The sequence below is a fragment of the Burkholderia sp. AU30198 genome (assembly GCF_020419825.1).
Taxonomy (GTDB): domain Bacteria; phylum Pseudomonadota; class Gammaproteobacteria; order Burkholderiales; family Burkholderiaceae; genus Burkholderia.
In genome coordinates, this window is the sequence record NZ_JAIZSA010000001.1 from 1,077,367 (window position 1) to 1,093,286 (window position 15,920).

The 15,920-nt window shown below is 67.5% G+C and carries 15 protein-coding genes; 9 read left to right on the forward strand and 6 right to left on the reverse strand.

All coding sequences use genetic code 11. The annotated features are described in order from the left end of the window. Window positions 1-10: 10 nt before the first annotated feature. Window positions 11-919 (reverse strand): LysR substrate-binding domain-containing protein, encoded by a 909-nt coding sequence (locus LGN19_RS04700; RefSeq protein ID WP_043184397.1) that lies wholly within the window; start codon window positions 917-919, stop codon window positions 11-13. A 118-nt stretch (window positions 920-1,037) separates the two neighbouring features. Between LGN19_RS04700 and LGN19_RS04705 the strand changes: the two genes are divergently transcribed. Further along, on the forward strand, window positions 1,038-1,976 hold the full coding sequence (locus LGN19_RS04705) for a 2-hydroxyacid dehydrogenase (protein ID WP_226213406.1): 939 nt from the start codon (window positions 1,038-1,040) through the stop codon (window positions 1,974-1,976). 71 nt (window positions 1,977-2,047) lie between these two features. Further along, window positions 2,048-3,424 (forward strand): MFS transporter, encoded by a 1,377-nt coding sequence (locus LGN19_RS04710; protein WP_226213407.1) that lies wholly within the window; start codon window positions 2,048-2,050, stop codon window positions 3,422-3,424. Window positions 3,425-3,482: 58 nt separating this feature from the next. On the opposite strand, the gene LGN19_RS04715 is transcribed toward LGN19_RS04710, so the two are convergent. After that, entirely contained in the window at window positions 3,483-4,451 is a 969-nt protein-coding gene (locus LGN19_RS04715) for a LysR family transcriptional regulator (RefSeq protein ID WP_043184393.1), read from the reverse strand. A 363-nt stretch (window positions 4,452-4,814) separates the two neighbouring features. Here LGN19_RS04715 and LGN19_RS04720 point away from each other — a divergent pair, with 363 nt between their 5' ends. From LGN19_RS04720 to LGN19_RS04735, 4 genes are all read left to right on the forward strand, one after another. Beyond that, the gene (locus LGN19_RS04720; RefSeq protein WP_226213408.1) at window positions 4,815-5,990 is read left to right on the forward strand and encodes an HPP family protein; all 1,176 of its coding nucleotides are present in this window, start codon (window positions 4,815-4,817) and stop codon (window positions 5,988-5,990) included. A gap of 141 nt (window positions 5,991-6,131) precedes the next feature. Continuing rightward, complete coding sequence (locus LGN19_RS04725) at window positions 6,132-6,545, forward strand: MarR family winged helix-turn-helix transcriptional regulator (protein WP_043184389.1); 414 nt, start codon at window positions 6,132-6,134, stop codon at window positions 6,543-6,545. Window positions 6,546-6,565: 20 nt separating this feature from the next. Further along, a complete protein-coding gene (locus tag LGN19_RS04730) occupies window positions 6,566-8,353 on the forward strand; it encodes a chloride channel protein (RefSeq protein WP_226213409.1) in 1,788 nt (595 codons plus the stop codon). A gap of 481 nt (window positions 8,354-8,834) precedes the next feature. Beyond that, a complete protein-coding gene (locus LGN19_RS04735) occupies window positions 8,835-9,170 on the forward strand; it encodes a hypothetical protein (protein ID WP_122947275.1) in 336 nt (111 codons plus the stop codon). A 91-nt stretch (window positions 9,171-9,261) separates the two neighbouring features. Here the strand turns inward: LGN19_RS04735 and LGN19_RS04740 are convergent, their stop codons facing one another. Together LGN19_RS04740 and LGN19_RS04745 are read right to left on the reverse strand one after the other, a co-directional pair. Continuing rightward, window positions 9,262-9,582, reverse strand: a complete 321-nt coding sequence (locus LGN19_RS04740; protein ID WP_006478890.1) for a pyrimidine/purine nucleoside phosphorylase — start codon at window positions 9,580-9,582, stop codon at window positions 9,262-9,264. Window positions 9,583-9,791: 209 nt separating this feature from the next. Then, on the reverse strand, window positions 9,792-10,694 hold the full coding sequence (locus LGN19_RS04745) for a LysR substrate-binding domain-containing protein (protein WP_122947276.1): 903 nt from the start codon (window positions 10,692-10,694) through the stop codon (window positions 9,792-9,794). Between the two features lie 182 nt (window positions 10,695-10,876). On the opposite strand from LGN19_RS04745, the gene LGN19_RS04750 reads away from it, so the two are divergent. From LGN19_RS04750 to LGN19_RS04760, 3 genes are all read left to right on the forward strand, one after another. Beyond that, window positions 10,877-12,061, forward strand: coding sequence for a M20 aminoacylase family protein (locus LGN19_RS04750; RefSeq protein WP_226213410.1), 1,185 nt, complete (start codon window positions 10,877-10,879; stop codon window positions 12,059-12,061). A 44-nt stretch (window positions 12,062-12,105) separates the two neighbouring features. After that, window positions 12,106-13,425 (forward strand): MFS transporter, encoded by a 1,320-nt coding sequence (locus LGN19_RS04755; RefSeq protein WP_174956163.1) that lies wholly within the window; start codon window positions 12,106-12,108, stop codon window positions 13,423-13,425. 234 nt (window positions 13,426-13,659) lie between these two features. Next, window positions 13,660-14,202: a cysteine hydrolase family protein gene (locus LGN19_RS04760; RefSeq protein WP_226213411.1), complete on the forward strand. Its 543-nt coding sequence runs from the start codon at window positions 13,660-13,662 to the stop codon at window positions 14,200-14,202. 85 nt (window positions 14,203-14,287) lie between these two features. Here the strand turns inward: LGN19_RS04760 and LGN19_RS04765 are convergent, their stop codons facing one another. Further along, the gene (locus tag LGN19_RS04765; RefSeq protein ID WP_122947280.1) at window positions 14,288-15,394 is read right to left on the reverse strand and encodes a porin; all 1,107 of its coding nucleotides are present in this window, start codon (window positions 15,392-15,394) and stop codon (window positions 14,288-14,290) included. Window positions 15,395-15,457: 63 nt separating this feature from the next. Further along, window positions 15,458-15,877 (reverse strand): DoxX family protein, encoded by a 420-nt coding sequence (locus tag LGN19_RS04770; RefSeq protein ID WP_226213412.1) that lies wholly within the window; start codon window positions 15,875-15,877, stop codon window positions 15,458-15,460. Window positions 15,878-15,920 lie beyond the last annotated feature (43 nt).

Below are 15,920 nucleotides of genomic sequence, written 5' to 3' on the forward strand. Positions count from 1 at the left end.
CCGCCGGCATTCACGCGCGGCCGTCGTCCGCGCTTCCCGGCAGGAATTGCTCGACCATCGCGTTGAACACCGGCAGCGCCGGGTTGTCGTTGTCCGCGCGCCATGCGAGATACAGCTCGGCCGCCACGTCGGCGCCCGCCAGCGGCCGGAACACCACGCCGTCGACATGCAGCTCGCGAGCCGACGCCGGTACGAGTGCGGCACCCAGCCCCGCACGCACGAGGCCGAGGATCGTATGCGTCTGCCCGACGTAGTGCAGGTAGTTCGGCAGCCGCCCCGCGTTCGCGAACAGGCCCGAAATCAGGTCGTGGAAGTATTTCCCCTCGTTCGGCGAATATGCGATGAACGGCTGCCGGTCGAGCTCGTCGGGGCCGATGCGCTCGCACGCCGCGAGTGGCGCGCCCTCCGCGACCGCGACCAGCATCGGCTCGCGCTGCACCAGCCGGTATTCGAGCGGCTGGCGCGCGGCCCGCTGGCGCACGAAGCCCGCGTCGAGCATCCGCGACGCAAGCGCATCGATCTGCACGGTCGACACCATCTCGCGCAATTCGATGTCGACGTCCGGCAGCGCGTGCGCGGCGTGCGCCAGCAGCATCGGGATCATCCGGTACGCGCTGACCGCCGTGAAGCCGAGCGTGATGCGGCCGGCACCGCCATGTGCGACGCGCTGCGCGGCCTGCTCGGCCCGCGCGGAGAATTCGAGGATATGCCGCGCATCGCGCAGGAACCGCTCGCCGGCCGCGGTCAACCTGACCTGCCGGCTGCTGCGTTCGAGCAGCGCGATGCCGAGCGCATGCTCGAGCAGCTGGATCTGCCGGCTGAGCGGCGGCTGCGTCATGAAGAGCCGCCGGGCCGCGCGACCGAAATGCAGTTCCTCGGCCACCGCGACGAAGCAGCGAAGCTGGTGCAGTTCAATCATCCAATTCCTGAATCAATCGATAGCCTTTTGATGTTAGACGCATATCGATCCGATTTCTATACTCGGTTGCACCTGATGCGCGGCCCGCGCCGCGCACGACGACCGAGACCTTCCTTTCATGACCATCGACATCCTGCTCACCCAGCCGCTCCCCGACGCGATCGACGCCGAACTGTCCGCCCGTTACGCGGTGCACCGGCTGTATGCGGCCGGGCAACCGGACGCGCTGCTCGATCGCGTGGCCGCGCGCATTGGCGGTGTCGTGACCGGCGGCGCGAACGGCCTGTCCGCCGCGCTGATGGACCGGCTGCCCGCGCTCGAGATCGTCGCGATCAGCGGCATCGGCACCGACGCCGTCGATCTCGACCGCGCGCGGGCGCGCGGCATCCACGTGACGACGACACCTGACGTGCTGACCGACGACGTCGCCGACATGGCGCTGGGGCTGATCCTGATGACGCTGCGCGACCTCGGCACCGGCGAGCGGATCGTGCGCGCCGGCCGCTGGGGCAAGACGGCCCAGCCCCTCGCGACCCAGGTGACCGGCAAGCGGCTCGGCATCGTCGGGCTCGGCCGCGTCGGGCGCGCGATCGCGCAACGCGCGCAGGCATTCCGGATGCCCGTCAGCTACTTCGGCCCGCGCGAGCATCGCGACAGCGGCTATCGCTACGTGCCCGACCTCGCTGCGCTCGCGCGCGACAGCGACGTGCTCGTGATCGCGGCATCGGCCGATCACGGCAACGTGCTCGTGACGGCCGACGTGCTCGCCGCGCTCGGCCCCCAAGGATTCCTGATCAATGTCGCACGCGGCAAGCTGGTCGACGAAACCGCGCTGATTCGCGCGCTCGCCGACGGCACGATCGCCGGTGCCGGCCTCGACGTGTTCGCGAACGAACCGCACGTGCCGGCCGAGCTGCTCGAACTCGACCGCGTCGTCGTGCAGCCGCACCGTGCGAGCGCGACGCGCGAAACGCGCGAAGAGATGGGGCGGATCGTGCTCGCCAACCTCGCCGCGTGCTTCGCAGGCCAGCGCCCGCCGACCAGCGTCACGAGCTGATCCGCACGCCGCACGGCGGCCACCCGTTACAACACCGGATGCCTCCGCACGACGGAGGCCAGGAGACACGCATGCCCAATCGATCCAGCGGCGCTGCCCTCGCCGCGTCGCCCGCCGCCTCGCGCACGATCGGCCGCGTCCGCTATGCGGTCCTCGCGCTGATTTTCGCGGTCACCGTCATCAACTATGCGGATCGCGCGACGATGTCGATCGCCGGCACCGGCGTCGCGCACGACCTCGGGCTGACGCCCATGCAGCTCGGCATCGTCTTTTCCGCATTCGCGTGGGCCTATGCGATCGGCCAGATCCCGGGGGGCTGGCTGCTCGACCGCTTCGGCGCGCGGCGCGTGTACGGCCTGAGCCTGCTGCTGTGGTCGGTCTTCACGATGCTGCAGGGGACGGTCGGCTGGCTCGCCGTGCAGGGGGCGGCCGCCACGCTCGCGCTGTTCGTGATGCGCTTCATGCTCGGCCTCGTCGAATCGCCGGCGTTCCCGGCCAATTCGAGAATCGTCGCGTGCTGGTTCCCGACCGCCGAACGCGGCACGGCGTCGGCGCTGTTCAATTCGGCGCAGTACATGGCCGTCGTGCTGTTCACGCCCGCGATGGCCTGGCTCACGCATGCGCTCGGCTGGGAACACGTGTTCCTGTGGATGGGAATGCTCGGCATCGCGCTCGCCGCGCTGTGGTTCGCGTGGTATCGCGAGCCGCACGGCCACCCGCGTGTGAGCGACGCGGAGCGCGACTACCTGCGCGCGCACGGCGCGCTGGTCGATCTCGAAGCGAACCGGGTGCGCCACCGGCCGCGCGTGTCGTGGCACGACGTGTCGCAACTGTTCCGCCATCGGAACCTGTGGGCGATCTACATCGGCCAGTACTGCATCACGGCACTCACCTACTTCTTCATCACGTGGTTTCCGATCTACCTGATCAAGGGGCGCGGGATGACGATCATGGAGGCCGGCTGGGTCGCCGCGCTGCCGGCGCTCTGCGGCTTCACGGGCGGCGTGCTCGGCGGCGTGCTCGGCGGCGTGCTGTCGGACTGGCTGATCCGGCGCGGCATGCATCCGTCGAAGGCGCGCAAGACGCCGTTCGTCGTGGGGATGGCGATGGCGACGCTGCTCGTGCTCGCGAACGGCGCGTCGTCGAACGCGATCGTGATCGCACTGATGACGGTCGCGTTCTTCGGCAAGGGGCTCGCGGCGGTCGGCTGGGCCGTGCTCGCCGATACCGCGCCGGAAGGCATGGTCGGCCTGAGCGGCGGTGTGTTCAACGGCCTCGGCAACATCGCCGGGATCGTCACGCCGCTCGTGATCGGCTACTTCGTCGCCAGCACGGGTTCGTTTGCCGGCGCATTATGGTTCGTCGCCGCGCACGGGCTGCTCGGCATTGCCGCCTACGCGTGGCTCGCCGGACGCTTCGAGCGGATCCGCATCGCGCCGCGCGCATGACTATCGCCGCGGCCCGTGCGGCCCGTGCAGCCCGCGCGGCGCACGCCCGCGCGGATCGTCACGCGCGCTTGCGGCCGCCCGGCGTCTGTTCGGTCGTCAGCCGGTCGAGTTCGCGCAGGTCGTTCTCCAGCGCAGGCGTGAGCGTCGTGCGCAGGTGATCGAGGAACGTGCGGATCTTCGCGTCGAGATAGCGGCGCGTCGCGTAGACGGCGTACACGCTCACCGTCTGCAGCCGATACTCGGGCAGCACGCGAATCAGCCGCCCTTCGCGAATGTCGTCGAGCACCGTATACAGCGCGACGCACGCGATCCCGCGCCCGGCGCGCACCGCGACGCACAGCGCGTCCGGCACGTTGACCTGGAACGGCGCGGGCTGCAGTTCGTAGACGGCCTCCTCGCCATCGCTGCGCTCGAGCCGCCATTCACTGGCCGGCGATGCGGGCGTATCGAGGCGCAGGCATACGTGGTTCGGCAATTCGTCGGGCGACTGCGGCGTGCCGTGGCGCGCCAGGTATTCGCGCGACGCGACGAGCACGCTGCAGCTCGTGCCGCAGGTCTGCGCGACATAGCCCGAATCGGGCAGTTGCGACGCCGTCACGATCGAGACGTCGTAGCCCTCCTCGACGAGATTCGGCATCCGCTGGGCGAGCGTCAGCTCGACCGACACGTCGGGGTTGTCCTCCTGGTAGCGGACGATCGACGACACGACATGACTCTGTCCGAGCCCCGTCATCGCATGGATGCGCATCTTGCCGCTCGGCCGCAGCAGGGCGTTGCGCGCCTCCGCGTTCGCGTAGTCGATTTCCGCGAGGATCGATTTCGCGCGCTCGAAATAGCGTTCGCCGCTTTCGGTGAGGCCGAGGTGGCGCGTCGTGCGATGCAGCAGCCGCGTCTGTACGTGCGCTTCGAGGTTCGATACCGCGCGCGACACCTGCGCGGTGGTCGCGTCGATTTCCTTCGCGACCGCAGTAAAACTGCCGGCTTCGACAACGCGCACGAACAGGCGCATGTTTTCGAGCATGTCCATTGAATTGGCTTGGGGAGAGTCAGTGGGGAGGGGTTGGCAGCGCTCGCGTCAGATGAAAAACGGAACGCAGCCGCGAACCACGTCGAATCGATCACCGTGCCGGGGGAAAGGCGGGAGAGCGGGCATCGCGTACGTGGTTCTGGCATGACGGGGGATTCAGTGGCCCGAATTGTACGCCGCTGCAGACAAATTTGCGCGTTTGTCCGGCCTGCAAACTTTCATCGGATGAAAGGTTTTTGCAAGACAGGCCCGTCGCGCGCATGCAACGGCTTGATGCGATGCGACAATTTGTATCACGACGCGATATAATTCGCCGCTTGTCACTGCGCGCATCCGCGCTGTCATCTTTACCGCTTACCGTCCATGTCGTCAGGCTCTCCTTCGTCGCGCCGCACGTTGCGGCAATGGCTGCACAGCTTCATTCCCCATCCGATGTCGCTGGGCTGGCGCGAGCGCCTGCGTTCGTGCACGGGTGCGCTCGTCGGCATCGCAACGGTCGGCGTGACGATGCGGCTGCTGCCCGGCGTGCCGGGCCTCGTACCACTGCTCGTCGCGCCGATGGGTGCATCGGCCGTGCTGCTGTTCGCGGTGCCGGCCAGCCCGCTCGCGCAGCCGTGGTCGATCATCGGCGGCAATCTCGTCGCGGCCACGGTCGGTGTCGCGTGCGCACAATGGATCGCCGATCCGATCACGGCCGCCGCGGTCGCGATCGCGTGCGCGATCGGCGGCATGTTCGTGCTGCGCTGCGTGCACCCGCCGTCGGGCGCCGTCGCGCTCACGGCCGTGGTCGGCGGCCCGGCGATCCATTCGCTCGGGTTCAGCTTCGTGCTGGAGCCGATCGCACTGCAATCGGCCGTCCTGCTGTCAGCCGCGCTTGCCTATCACGCGCTGACCGGGCATCGCTATCCGCACGGCGGCGTGCGTCCCGACGCGAAACCGCAGGCAGGCGGCGCCGCACCGGCGCGCGGCGGCTTCACGCGCGGCGACCTCGACGCGGTGCTGAAGCGCCGCGGCGAATGGCTCGACGTCGATCCGGACGATCTCGAAGCGCTGCTGCGCGAAACCGAGATGCAGGCCTATACGCGCACGTTCGGCCAGCTGTCGTGCGCCGACCTGATGACGAAGAATGCGATCGAAGTCGCGCCGTCGACGTCGATCGCGGCCGCGCTCACGCTGCTCGATCGCCACCGCGTGAAGGCGCTGCCCGTCGTCGACGGCGAAGGCCGCCTGACCGGCATCGTCACGCGCGCCGACCTCACGCGCCAGTTGCGCCGTCCGACCCCGCTTTGGCAACGCCTGTCCGCGCAGCTGCCGCAATCGTTCGGCGGCCAGCCGGCGAGCGTCGCCACCGTGATGACGCGCGACGTCGCGTGCGTGCCGGAAACGATGCCGATCACTGCGCTCGTTCCGCTGTTTACGCATTCGGGCCACCACCACATTCCGGTCGTCGATGCATCGCGCCGGCTCGTCGGAATCATTACGCAGACGGATCTCGTCACGGGCCTTTATCGGCAGACGCAAATACGCGAGGCCGCATAACGCATGCAGCGCACGCGGCGCACGTAACGCCATGTAACAGCCAGAGCCACGCGAAATGCATTCATTTCGCATGAATTCGGCCATTTATATCATGTTGTGATATATTTCTCGCTACCCAAACTGACTGTCCGACCGACCTCGATGAACGATACCCGACGCGCGCTGGCGAAAAGCGATTTCCAGCAACTGTCCGAGTTCCGCTACCAGATGCGCCGCTTCGAGCGCTTCTCCGAACGCGCCGCGCAAAGCGAAGGCGTGACGCCGCTGCAATACCTGCTGCTGCTGCACATCAAGGGCTACCCCCATCGCGAATGGGCAACCATCGGCGAACTCGCGGAACGCCTGCAGGCGCAGCATCACGGCGTCGTCGCGCTGGTCACGCGCTGCGAAGCGCTCGGCCTCGTGAAGCGCAAGACGAGCGAAGCGGACCGCCGCCAGGTCGAGGTCCACCTCGAGCAAGCCGGCGAAACGCTGCTCGCCCGCCTCGCGGCCATGCATCGCGCCGAGCTGAAGTCGCTCAAGGACGCGTTCCAGGTCCCCCAGATCGATTACTGACCCCTGCTCTTTCCACTCCGATGAACGCACCACACAAACGCGATTTCGCGACCAACGACCGCCTGCCCAGGATCGCGTTGCTTGCCGCCGGGATCGGCCTGCTCAGCACGCTGGCCGCATTCGTGCTGTTAAGCCTGATCCATCTGTTCACGAACCTGTTCTTCTACCAGCAGTTCTCGTTCGCCGACCGCTCGCCCGCGAACAACACGCTGGGCGCGTGGGTGATCGTCGTGCCGGTGATCGGCGGGCTGATCGTCGGGATGATGGCGCGCTTCGGTTCCGAAAAGATCCGCGGCCACGGCATTCCCGAAGCGATCGAGGCGATCCTGTTCGGCAAGAGCCGCATGTCACCGAAGGTCGCGATCCTCAAGCCGCTGTCGTCCGGCGTCGTGATCGGCAGCGGCGGCCCGTTCGGCGCCGAAGGCCCGATCATCATGACGGGTGGCGCGCTCGGCTCGCTGATCGCACAGTGCGTGCACGTGACCGCCGCCGAGCGTAAAACGCTGCTCGTCGCCGGTGCGGCCGCCGGCATGACGGCCGTGTTCGGCACACCGGTCGCCGCCGTGCTGCTCGCGGTCGAACTGCTGCTGTTCGAATGGCGTCCGCGCAGTTTCCTGCCGGTCGCGCTCGCCTGCGCGGTGGCCGGTTTCGCCCGCGCCGTGTTCTTCGGCGTCGATCCGCTGTTTCCGCTGACCACGGCCGCGCCGACGCCCGTCGCGCTGCTGTCGTGCATCGTCGCGGGCCTGCTGTCGGGCATGCTCGCATGCGGCCTGTCGGCGGCGCTCTATCGCGTCGAGGACACCTTCGCGAAGCTGCCGGTGCACTGGATGTGGTGGCCCGCGCTCGGCGCGATCGTGATCGGCATCGGCGGCTGGCTCGAGCCGCGCGCGCTCGGCGTCGGCTACGACGTGATCGGCGACCTGCTGCATCAGCACATCGCATTGAAGATCGCGCTCGCGCTGCTGATCGTGAAGGCCGTGATGTGGGTGATCGCGCTCGGCTCGGGCACGTCGGGCGGCGTGCTCGCCCCGCTGCTGATGCTCGGCGCCGGGCTCGGCACCGTGCTGTCGCCGATGCTGCCGGGCGGCGACCCGGCGCTGTGGCCGCTCGTGTGCATGGCCGCGACGCTCGGCGCGACGCTCGGTGCCCCGCTGACCGCGATCGTGTTCGCGTTCGGCCTCACGCACGACGCCAACGCGCTGCTGCCGCTGCTCGCGGCGACGCTCGTCGCGCACGGTTTCGCGACCATCGTGATGAAGCGCTCGATCATGACGGAGAAGATCGCGCGCCGCGGCTATCACATCTATCGCGAGTACGGCGTCGATCCGCTCGAGCGGCATGACATCGGCGAAGTGATGACGTCGGCCGACCTGCTCGTCGCGATCGACGGCGCAGCGACGCTCGCTACTGTCGAGTCGCAGTACTTCGGCGCGAAGCAGTCGCACCGTGCGTACCCGGTCGTGCAGAACGGCCGCCTGCTCGGTCTCGTCGATCGCGCGACGCTCGACGCGCAGCGCGCGCAGGCCACGGCCGACACGCCGATTTCGGGCGCATTCGTCAACCGCGCGCCGGCCGTCGCGCAAGCGCACGAAACCTGCCGCGTCGTCGCGTCGCGGCTCGCGATGCTCGGACTCGAGCGCCTGCCGGTGGTCGCCGACGAGCAATCGATGCGCATCACCGGCATCGTGTCGCGCAGCGACCTGATCAAGCCCGCGCTCCAGCACTTCGACGACGAACAGAAGCGCGAGCGCTTCCGCCCGGTCGTCCCGGCCAACCTGCGCGACATCGGCACGCGCAAGGCCGGCTGACCCACTGCGCTGCGCGGCACCCTCGCCGCGCACGACCCGCTCGCGTTACCGCTTCCGGACGATGCGGCACGCCCCTCGCGTGCCGCATCGCATTTCGCCGCTTCCCGTGTTTAAAGTTGGTTAACAATTCGACGGACGAAAGTTTGTCATCATGGTGCTCATGCGACGGGGCCACCAATCAGCCATTCCACTTCGCGATCAAATAAAGAGTCTCGGCACGGCATGCAGACACATGCCGTTCGCCGCGACCGTCACGTCACCACACGACCGGGCAGCGCGCCGACCACGCAGCGCATGACGTCGTGCCGCACACGACGCATGCCGTGCCGCAGCAAAGTGCACTGCATCGCAGCCGCCATTTGGCAAGCGCGTTAACAACTTGTTTCGGAATAGCCGGAACCGTGCTCGCCTGATGCGATCTCACTGTTACGCAGTCCTGCTGCGCATCCCACTCAATCAATCACGACTCGAGGGAGATAACGTGAACGCTAAATTCCTACCGCTCATCGCATTGACCGTGGCATTTTCTGCTCATGCAGCCGATTCTGCCCTGCAGAATGTGGGACAAAGCCAAAAGCCCGCCGATCAAGTGGCGCAGTGCATCGCCAAGACGTGGGCCGACAAGTCGCAACAACAAGTGACGTCGCAGTATGAACTGGCAAACGGCCTCGCAATGGCCGTGTATGCGCCGGGCCAGCAGCCGCCGAACGGCGCTGCCGCAGTGGTCCGCCCGGCCAACGCCGGCAACGCGAAGACCTGGGTCGGTTTCCGCGGCGGCGATGCATCGTCGGCCGGCGACATCAACGCCTGCCTGTAAAGAGAACAGGCGCTCCGGATGGCCTGGGTGCCATCCGCTTGCGACCAGCCCCGCTTCGGCGGGGCTTTTTCTTTTGCTGCGCGCTTGCGTGTTACAGGTAGCTGCAGACGTAATCGAGCGTCTCGAGCACTTCGATGTCGAAGCGGCTCTTGCCCGGCACCGAGAACGATTCGCCGGCGCCGTAGGTCTGCCATTCGCTGCTGCCGTCGAGCTTCACGCGGCACTTGCCGGCCTGCACTTCCATCAATTCGGGCGCATCGGTGCCGAAGTTGAGCGCGCACGGCAGGATCACGCCGAGCGTCTTGCGCGTGCCGTCCGGGAAGAGCACGGTATGCGACACGCACTTGCCGTCGAAATAGACGTTCGCGCGCTTGACGACCGATACGTTGTCGAATTGGGTTGCACTGGTCATGAAATGCCTCTGATTGCTGGATGCCGGATGGCGATGTTGTTGGAGGCCGGCCGGAGCGGCGGGCCGGCCGCTATGATACCGGCTCGCGCGGTATGCGCCGGAATGGCGTGCCCGCTGCGCAAGCCACGTGCCCGCCGGACGACGACAGCGTCACGCACTTGATCGTCAGGATAACGATGCAATGACGGTCGCCAACCGCGGGCACCGGTTCATCGAAGCCCCTTGCGCCGCGCGGAATCGCGCAGGCAGTCGAGCAGCATCGCCGCGGCCGGCGTCAGCGGGCTGTCGCGACGCGTGATGACCTGCACCGAGACGCCCGGCAAGCGCTCGCGGATCGGCAGCACCGCGAGCTGGTCGCGCGCCCACTCGCCCTGCAGCAGTTGCTCGGGCATCGATGCGATCAGGTCGCAACCGGTCATCAGGCTGTGCGCGAGCCCGAAGCTCGGACATTCGACGACGCGCGCCGGCACCGGCAGCCCGTACGCGACGAACGAATTGAACAGCACCTGCGTCGAGCTTTCCGGCGACGGGTTCATCAGCCAGTCGGCCTCGACGAGATCGGCGAGCGAGGTGGCCGACGCGAGCGGATGCCCCTTGCGGGCGACGATCAGCGATCGGCTTGCATAGAGTTCTGCGTGATCGAATTCAGCCGCCAGCAGTTCGGGCACGACGACGGCCACCGCGAAATCGAGCGAGCCGTCGTGCAGGCGCGGCAGCGCAACGCCCGGAAACCCTTCGACCAGGTTGACGCGCGCCACCGGAAAGCGGCGCCGGAACGCGCGAAACGCATCGGGCAGGATCGTCACCGCGGCGGCCGGCGTGATCGCCGCCGCGACGGAGCCCGTCATCGCGCCCTGCGCCTGCTCGATGTCGTCGCGGGCGCGCTGCATTTCGGCGACGATCAGCCGCGCGCGCACCTGCAACTGCTGGCCGAACGCGGTGAGCTGCACGCCGCGCGCGGTGCGCACGACGAGCGACACGCCGAGCGCGATCTCCAGCTCCTTGACCGCCTTCGTCAGCGCCGCCGGCGACACGTTCAGGCGCCGCGCGGCCGCGCGAATGCTCCCCTCTTCCGCGACGGTGACGAACGCTTTCAGCTGATGGTATTTCATGGCGGCAATGCGTGATCCGTGGAAACCCTGTGCTGCGCGGCACACGCCGGCTCAGGGTATTCCCGAGCGGCAACCGGTGGTGAGCACCAAAGCAATTTATCAGCTTCTGGTACACAAAAGAAATTTATATGCTTGCTCGTCATATGTGCGTCAAACGCCCCACCTGCCCCACAGGAGACACCATGCTGCAAGCCGTGAACCCCGTCATCCCCGGCATCGCCGCTATCGCACCCGAGCTGGTCGAGGTACGCCGCCGCATCCACGCTCACCCCGAGCTCGCGTTCGAGGAAACGCTCACGAGCGATCTCGTCGCCGAGCTGCTCACCGGCTGGGGTTATGAAGTGCATCGAGGGATCGGCAAGACGGGCGTGGTCGGCGTGCTGCGCGAAGGGCAAGGCACGCGCACGGTCGGGCTGCGCGCCGACATGGACGCGCTGCCGCTCGCGGAGGCCACGGGCCTGCCGTACGCGAGCCGCCATGCGAACAAGATGCATGCGTGCGGCCACGACGGCCACACCGCGATGCTGCTGTGCGCGGCGCGCCACCTCGCGGCCACGCGCCAGTTCTCCGGCACGCTGAACCTGATCTTCCAGCCGGCCGAGGAAAACTTCGGCGGCGCGAAGGCGATGATGGACGACGGCCTGTTCGACCGCTTCCCGTGCGACGCGATCTTCGCGATCCACAACATGCCGGGCCGCGCGGCCGGCGACATGGCGTTCCGCACCGGCGCCGCGATGGCGTCGGCCGACCGCGTGACGATCACGCTGCGCGGCGTCGGCGGCCACGGCGCGATGCCGCATTTCGCGCGCGATCCGATGTCGGCCGCGGGCAGCATCATGGTCGCGCTGCAGACGATCGTCGCACGCGAGGTCGATGCGCAGCATGCGGCCGTGATCACCGTCGGCAGCGTGCAGGCCGGCGAGACGTTCAACATCATTCCCGAAACCGTCGTGATGAAGCTGTCGGTGCGCGCGCTGAACGCCGACGTGCGCGCGCTGCTCGCGCGCCGCATCGAAGCGCTCGCGAAAGGCCAGGCGGAAAGCTTCGGCGTCACGGCGGAAGTCGACTACGACTACGGCTACCCGGTGCTCGTCAATCACGCGGAGCCGACCGCGCTCGCGGCCGACATCGCGCGCCAGATGCTCGGCGCCGAGCGCGTCGAAACCGATGCCGCGCCGTTGATGGGCAGCGAGGATTTCGCGTTCATGCTCGAAGCGCGCCCCGGCTGCTACGCATTCATCGGCAACGGGATCGGCAGCAAGGGCGGCTGCATGGTGCACAACCCCGGCTACGACTTCAACGACGACATCCTCGCGATCGGCGCGAGCTACTGGGTTCGCATCGCCGAAGCCTGGCTCGCGGCCTGACAGCCCTTCATCCCATCGTTCCGCGCCAACCGGGGAAGCCCCACATGGAAACGTCCGCCCTTTCGTTCGCCGGCACGCCGGCCGATGCACGCGCCGCCGCGAAGAAACGCCGGCTGATCGCGGCCGCCGCCGTCGGCAACGCGCTCGAGTTCTACGACTTCACGGTCTACAGCTTCTTCGCGATCCTGATCGGCAAGCTGTTCTTTCCCGTGCATTCGTCGTTCGGGCAATTGATGCTCGCGGTTGCGAGCTTCGGCGTCGGCTTCGTCACGCGCCCGCTCGGCGGGCTCGTGATCGGCATGTATGCCGACCGCGCCGGCCGCAAGAAAGCGATGATCCTCACGCTGCTGCTGATGGCGCTCGGCACCGCGACGATCGCGGTCGCGCCGACCTTCGCGCAGATCGGCCTCGCCGCGCCGCTGCTGCTCGTGCTCGCGCGCCTGCTGCAAGGGTTCGCGTCGGGCGGCGAAGTCGGCGCATCGACGACGCTGCTGCTCGAACAGGCGCCGCAGCATCGTCGCGGCTTCTACGCGTCGTTCCAGTTCTCGAGCCAGGGGCTCGCCGCGCTCGCCGGTGCGCTGACCGGCGTCGCGCTGACATCGACGCTGACTGCCGCGCAGCTCGAAAGCTGGGGCTGGCGCGTGCCGTTCATCATCGGCACGCTGTTCGTGCCGATCGGCTACTGGCTACGCCGCACGGTCGAGGAGGTACCGGCCGCCGCGCCCGCCGCCACGCATGACGAGCCGGTCGCCTCGCTGCCGCTCGCCGCCGTGCTGCGCCATCACGGAAAGGCCGTGTTCGCGGGCCTCGGCGTGACGATCGGCGGCACGTCGATCCACTACATCATCGTGTTCTACATGGCGATCTACGGCGTGCAGGTGCTGCACCTGCCGACCTGGCTGTCGATGACGGCCGGCTGCGTCGCCGGTGCGATCCTGATGCTCGTGACGCCGATCGGCGGCCACCTGTCCGACGTCTACGGGCGCAACCGGATCGTCTGGTGGACGCGCATCGTGCTGATGGCCGCGATCTACCCGGCGTTCATCGCGCTGAACCGCTGGCCGGGCGCCACCTCGCTGCTGTCGATCATCGCCGCGCTGTCGATCGTGCACGCGATCAACATCGGCGCGACGGGTGCGATGCTCGGCGAACTGTTCCCGCGTGCGGTACGCGCCACCGGCGGCGCGCTCGTGTACAGCATCGGCGTCGCGATCTTCGGCGGCTTCGCGCAATTCTTCGTCACGTGGCTGATCGCCGCGACCGGCAATCCGAATGCGCCTGCGTGGTACGCGATCGGGTGTGGCGCGATGACGCTGCTCGCCGTGCGCTGCATGGATGAAAAGGCCGGGAAGGCGCTCGATTGACCGGCGGCTGATGCCCGATGCGCGATTGACTTGGTGCGCGCGCATCGGGCATGATCGCTCCATGCGCCACATCACGACCTCCTCCTCGACCACGACGCGCACGACCGCCTTCGGCGGGCTCGTGCGGCGAGTGCGCGCAAGGTCGTAGCGCCATCCCTCACCTCACAGGCCCCGCCGGTTCCGGACGGGGTCTTGTCGTTTCTCCGTCCGCATCGGTCACTCAGGAGAAACACCATGCCCGAAGTCTCATCCCCGAAACGCGCACTGCTCGTCATCGACATGCAGGTCGGCCTGTTTCACGGCCCCGAGCGTCCGTACGACGGCGAACGCGTGCTCGCGAACATCAACCGGTTAATCGATCGCGCGCATGAAGCCGGTGCGCCGGTGTTCGCCGTCCGGCATACCGGGCCCGCCGGCTCGCCGATTGCGCCCGGTTCTCCGCTGACCGCGCTGGTGCCGGAGCTCGCGATCGATACGACGCGCGACATCGTGTTCGACAAGGCGCAGTCGAGCAGCTTCGCCGGTACGCGGCTCGCCGAATGGCTGCGCGAGGCCGGCATCGGCGAGATCGTCATCGCAGGAATGAAGACCCAGTACTGTGTCGACACGGCGTGCCGTGCGGCCGCCGATCACGGCTTTCGTGCGGTGCTCGTGACCGATGCGCACACCTGCATGGATACGCCGGAACTGCCGGCCGAGCGGATCGTCGCGCATCACAACGCGACGCTTGGCGGGCCGTTCGCGACGCCGACCACGACCGACGCTTGCGTGTTCTGACCGGCAGCAGTCACACACCGTAAACGCAACAACGCACGAGCGGCCACCGCCCGTGCGTTGCGTACCGGTCACGTAACCGCCCCGCTCAGAACGTATGCATCATCCCGACATACGCACCCGTCTGCGACTCGCCCGTCAACGGGCTCGTCCCCGACGTCGCGTCGCGCGGCGTCGCGAGCAGCGAGAAGTTCGAGTTGCCGCCGTTGCGCACATACGCGACCGTGCCGTACAGGAACGTGCGCTTCGACAGGTTGTACGTGGTGCCGAGCACGTACATCATCGCGTGCCCCGACGGATCGTGCGACGCATCGCCACCGCCGTCGCCCACCTTCACGTAGTACCCGCCGCCCGTCACGGCCCATTGCGGGGTCGCCGAATAGGTCGCGCCGAGCCAGTAGTGATCGGCTCGATCGGCCACGCCGGCCGGGCTGTCCGGTGCCTGGTAGTGCGTATACGCGCCCTGGATCTTGAACTTCGACACCTTCACGTTCGCCCCGACGAAATACTCGCGTGACGCGGTGAAGATGTTGCTGAACTTGCCGTTGTTGTCGCGCAGTTCGTCGTAGATGCCGCGCACGTCGAGCAACGGCGAGTGGTACGAGATCATGATCCCGTCCGAGCGGCCGAAATCGTCGGCCGCGCCGTAGTTGAAGCCGCGTGACTGGTTGCCGAACGCGTATTGCGCCTGCACGTCGAAGCCGCCGATCACCGGGCTGTGATACTCGATGTTGTTGCTGGTTTGCTGCCAGTTACGACCGCGCACGAGCGATGCCGACGAAAACGCCTGCTGCACGAACGGGTCGAATTCCCACACGCCGTCGCTGTCGATGAACAGGTTGCGGCCGGCCTGCAGCTGGCCCCACGTGTTGCTCTTCAGCCCGACGTACGCACGCCGCGACCACATGCGGCCGCCGCCCGTCTGGCCGTTCATCACCTGGAACGCGGTTTCCAGGTTGAAGACCGTCGACAGCCCGCCGCCGAGATCCTCGATGCCCTTCAGCCCGAACATGCTGGTGCCCCAATCGCCGCTTTCGGCGCTCCAGCGGGTCCCGCTGCCGCCGTTCGGCTTCGCGATGTGGTTCAGGTATTCGATGCCGCCGTCGACGCGGCCGTACAGCGTCACGCTCGTCTGTGCAAAAGCGGCCGCCGGTGTGGCGGCCGCGATCAGCCATGCGAAATGTTTGAGTCGCAAAATGATGCCCCCTCGAAGTCTCGACCGTCCGGCGCGCGCCCCATGCGCGCGCCCCGGGTCCGCTTATCCGCGATCGATCGAAAAACGCCCGGGGCCCGCCGCGCAAAGCGCAAGCAGGCCGCCGGAGATCGCGATGTTCTTGTAGAAATGAATCATGTTGTTGATCTGCTCGCCGCCCGTCATCGTCCAGTAATGGTGGCCGATGATGCCGGTGCCGATCGTGTAGAGCGCCAGCAGCAGCGCAAGCGCCCGCGTCTGGAAGCCGACCAGGATCGCGATCCCCACTAACAGCTCCATCACGACGGAGATTGCAGCGGAGATGATCGGCGCGGGCGCGCCTTCCGAACCCATGAACGCGATAGTCCCGGGGAAGTCGATGATCTTCTTCCAGCCGAACATCACGAACAGGATCACGAGCAGGATCCGGGCAAGCAGCAGCAGCACATCGCGCTGGGACGCGAGAAACGGTTGATTCGGTGTCATGGTGTCGATCAACGAAAACGATGCGCGTCGCTGAAACAGCCCC

Excerpts from the sequence above, each read along its gene's own strand:
- LGN19_RS04720 (WP_226213408.1), top strand. The coding sequence starts at position 4,815 with ATGTCGTCAGGCTCTCCTTCGTCGCGCCGCACGTTGCGGCAATGGCTG.
- LGN19_RS04750 (WP_226213410.1), top strand. The coding sequence starts at position 10,877 with ATGCTGCAAGCCGTGAACCCCGTCATCCCCGGCATCGCCGCTATCGCA.
- LGN19_RS04740 (WP_006478890.1), bottom strand. The coding sequence starts at position 9,582 with ATGACCAGTGCAACCCAATTCGACAACGTATCGGTCGTCAAGCGCGCG.
- LGN19_RS04755 (WP_174956163.1), top strand. The coding sequence starts at position 12,106 with ATGGAAACGTCCGCCCTTTCGTTCGCCGGCACGCCGGCCGATGCACGC.
- LGN19_RS04715 (WP_043184393.1), bottom strand. The coding sequence starts at position 4,451 with ATGGACATGCTCGAAAACATGCGCCTGTTCGTGCGCGTTGTCGAAGCC.
- LGN19_RS04745 (WP_122947276.1), bottom strand. The coding sequence starts at position 10,694 with ATGAAATACCATCAGCTGAAAGCGTTCGTCACCGTCGCGGAAGAGGGG.
- LGN19_RS04725 (WP_043184389.1), top strand. The coding sequence starts at position 6,132 with ATGAACGATACCCGACGCGCGCTGGCGAAAAGCGATTTCCAGCAACTG.
- LGN19_RS04760 (WP_226213411.1), top strand. The coding sequence starts at position 13,660 with ATGCCCGAAGTCTCATCCCCGAAACGCGCACTGCTCGTCATCGACATG.
- LGN19_RS04710 (WP_226213407.1), top strand. The coding sequence starts at position 2,048 with ATGCCCAATCGATCCAGCGGCGCTGCCCTCGCCGCGTCGCCCGCCGCC.
- LGN19_RS04770 (WP_226213412.1), bottom strand. The coding sequence starts at position 15,877 with ATGACACCGAATCAACCGTTTCTCGCGTCCCAGCGCGATGTGCTGCTG.
- LGN19_RS04705 (WP_226213406.1), top strand. The coding sequence starts at position 1,038 with ATGACCATCGACATCCTGCTCACCCAGCCGCTCCCCGACGCGATCGAC.
- LGN19_RS04700 (WP_043184397.1), bottom strand. The coding sequence starts at position 919 with ATGATTGAACTGCACCAGCTTCGCTGCTTCGTCGCGGTGGCCGAGGAA.
- LGN19_RS04730 (WP_226213409.1), top strand. The coding sequence starts at position 6,566 with ATGAACGCACCACACAAACGCGATTTCGCGACCAACGACCGCCTGCCC.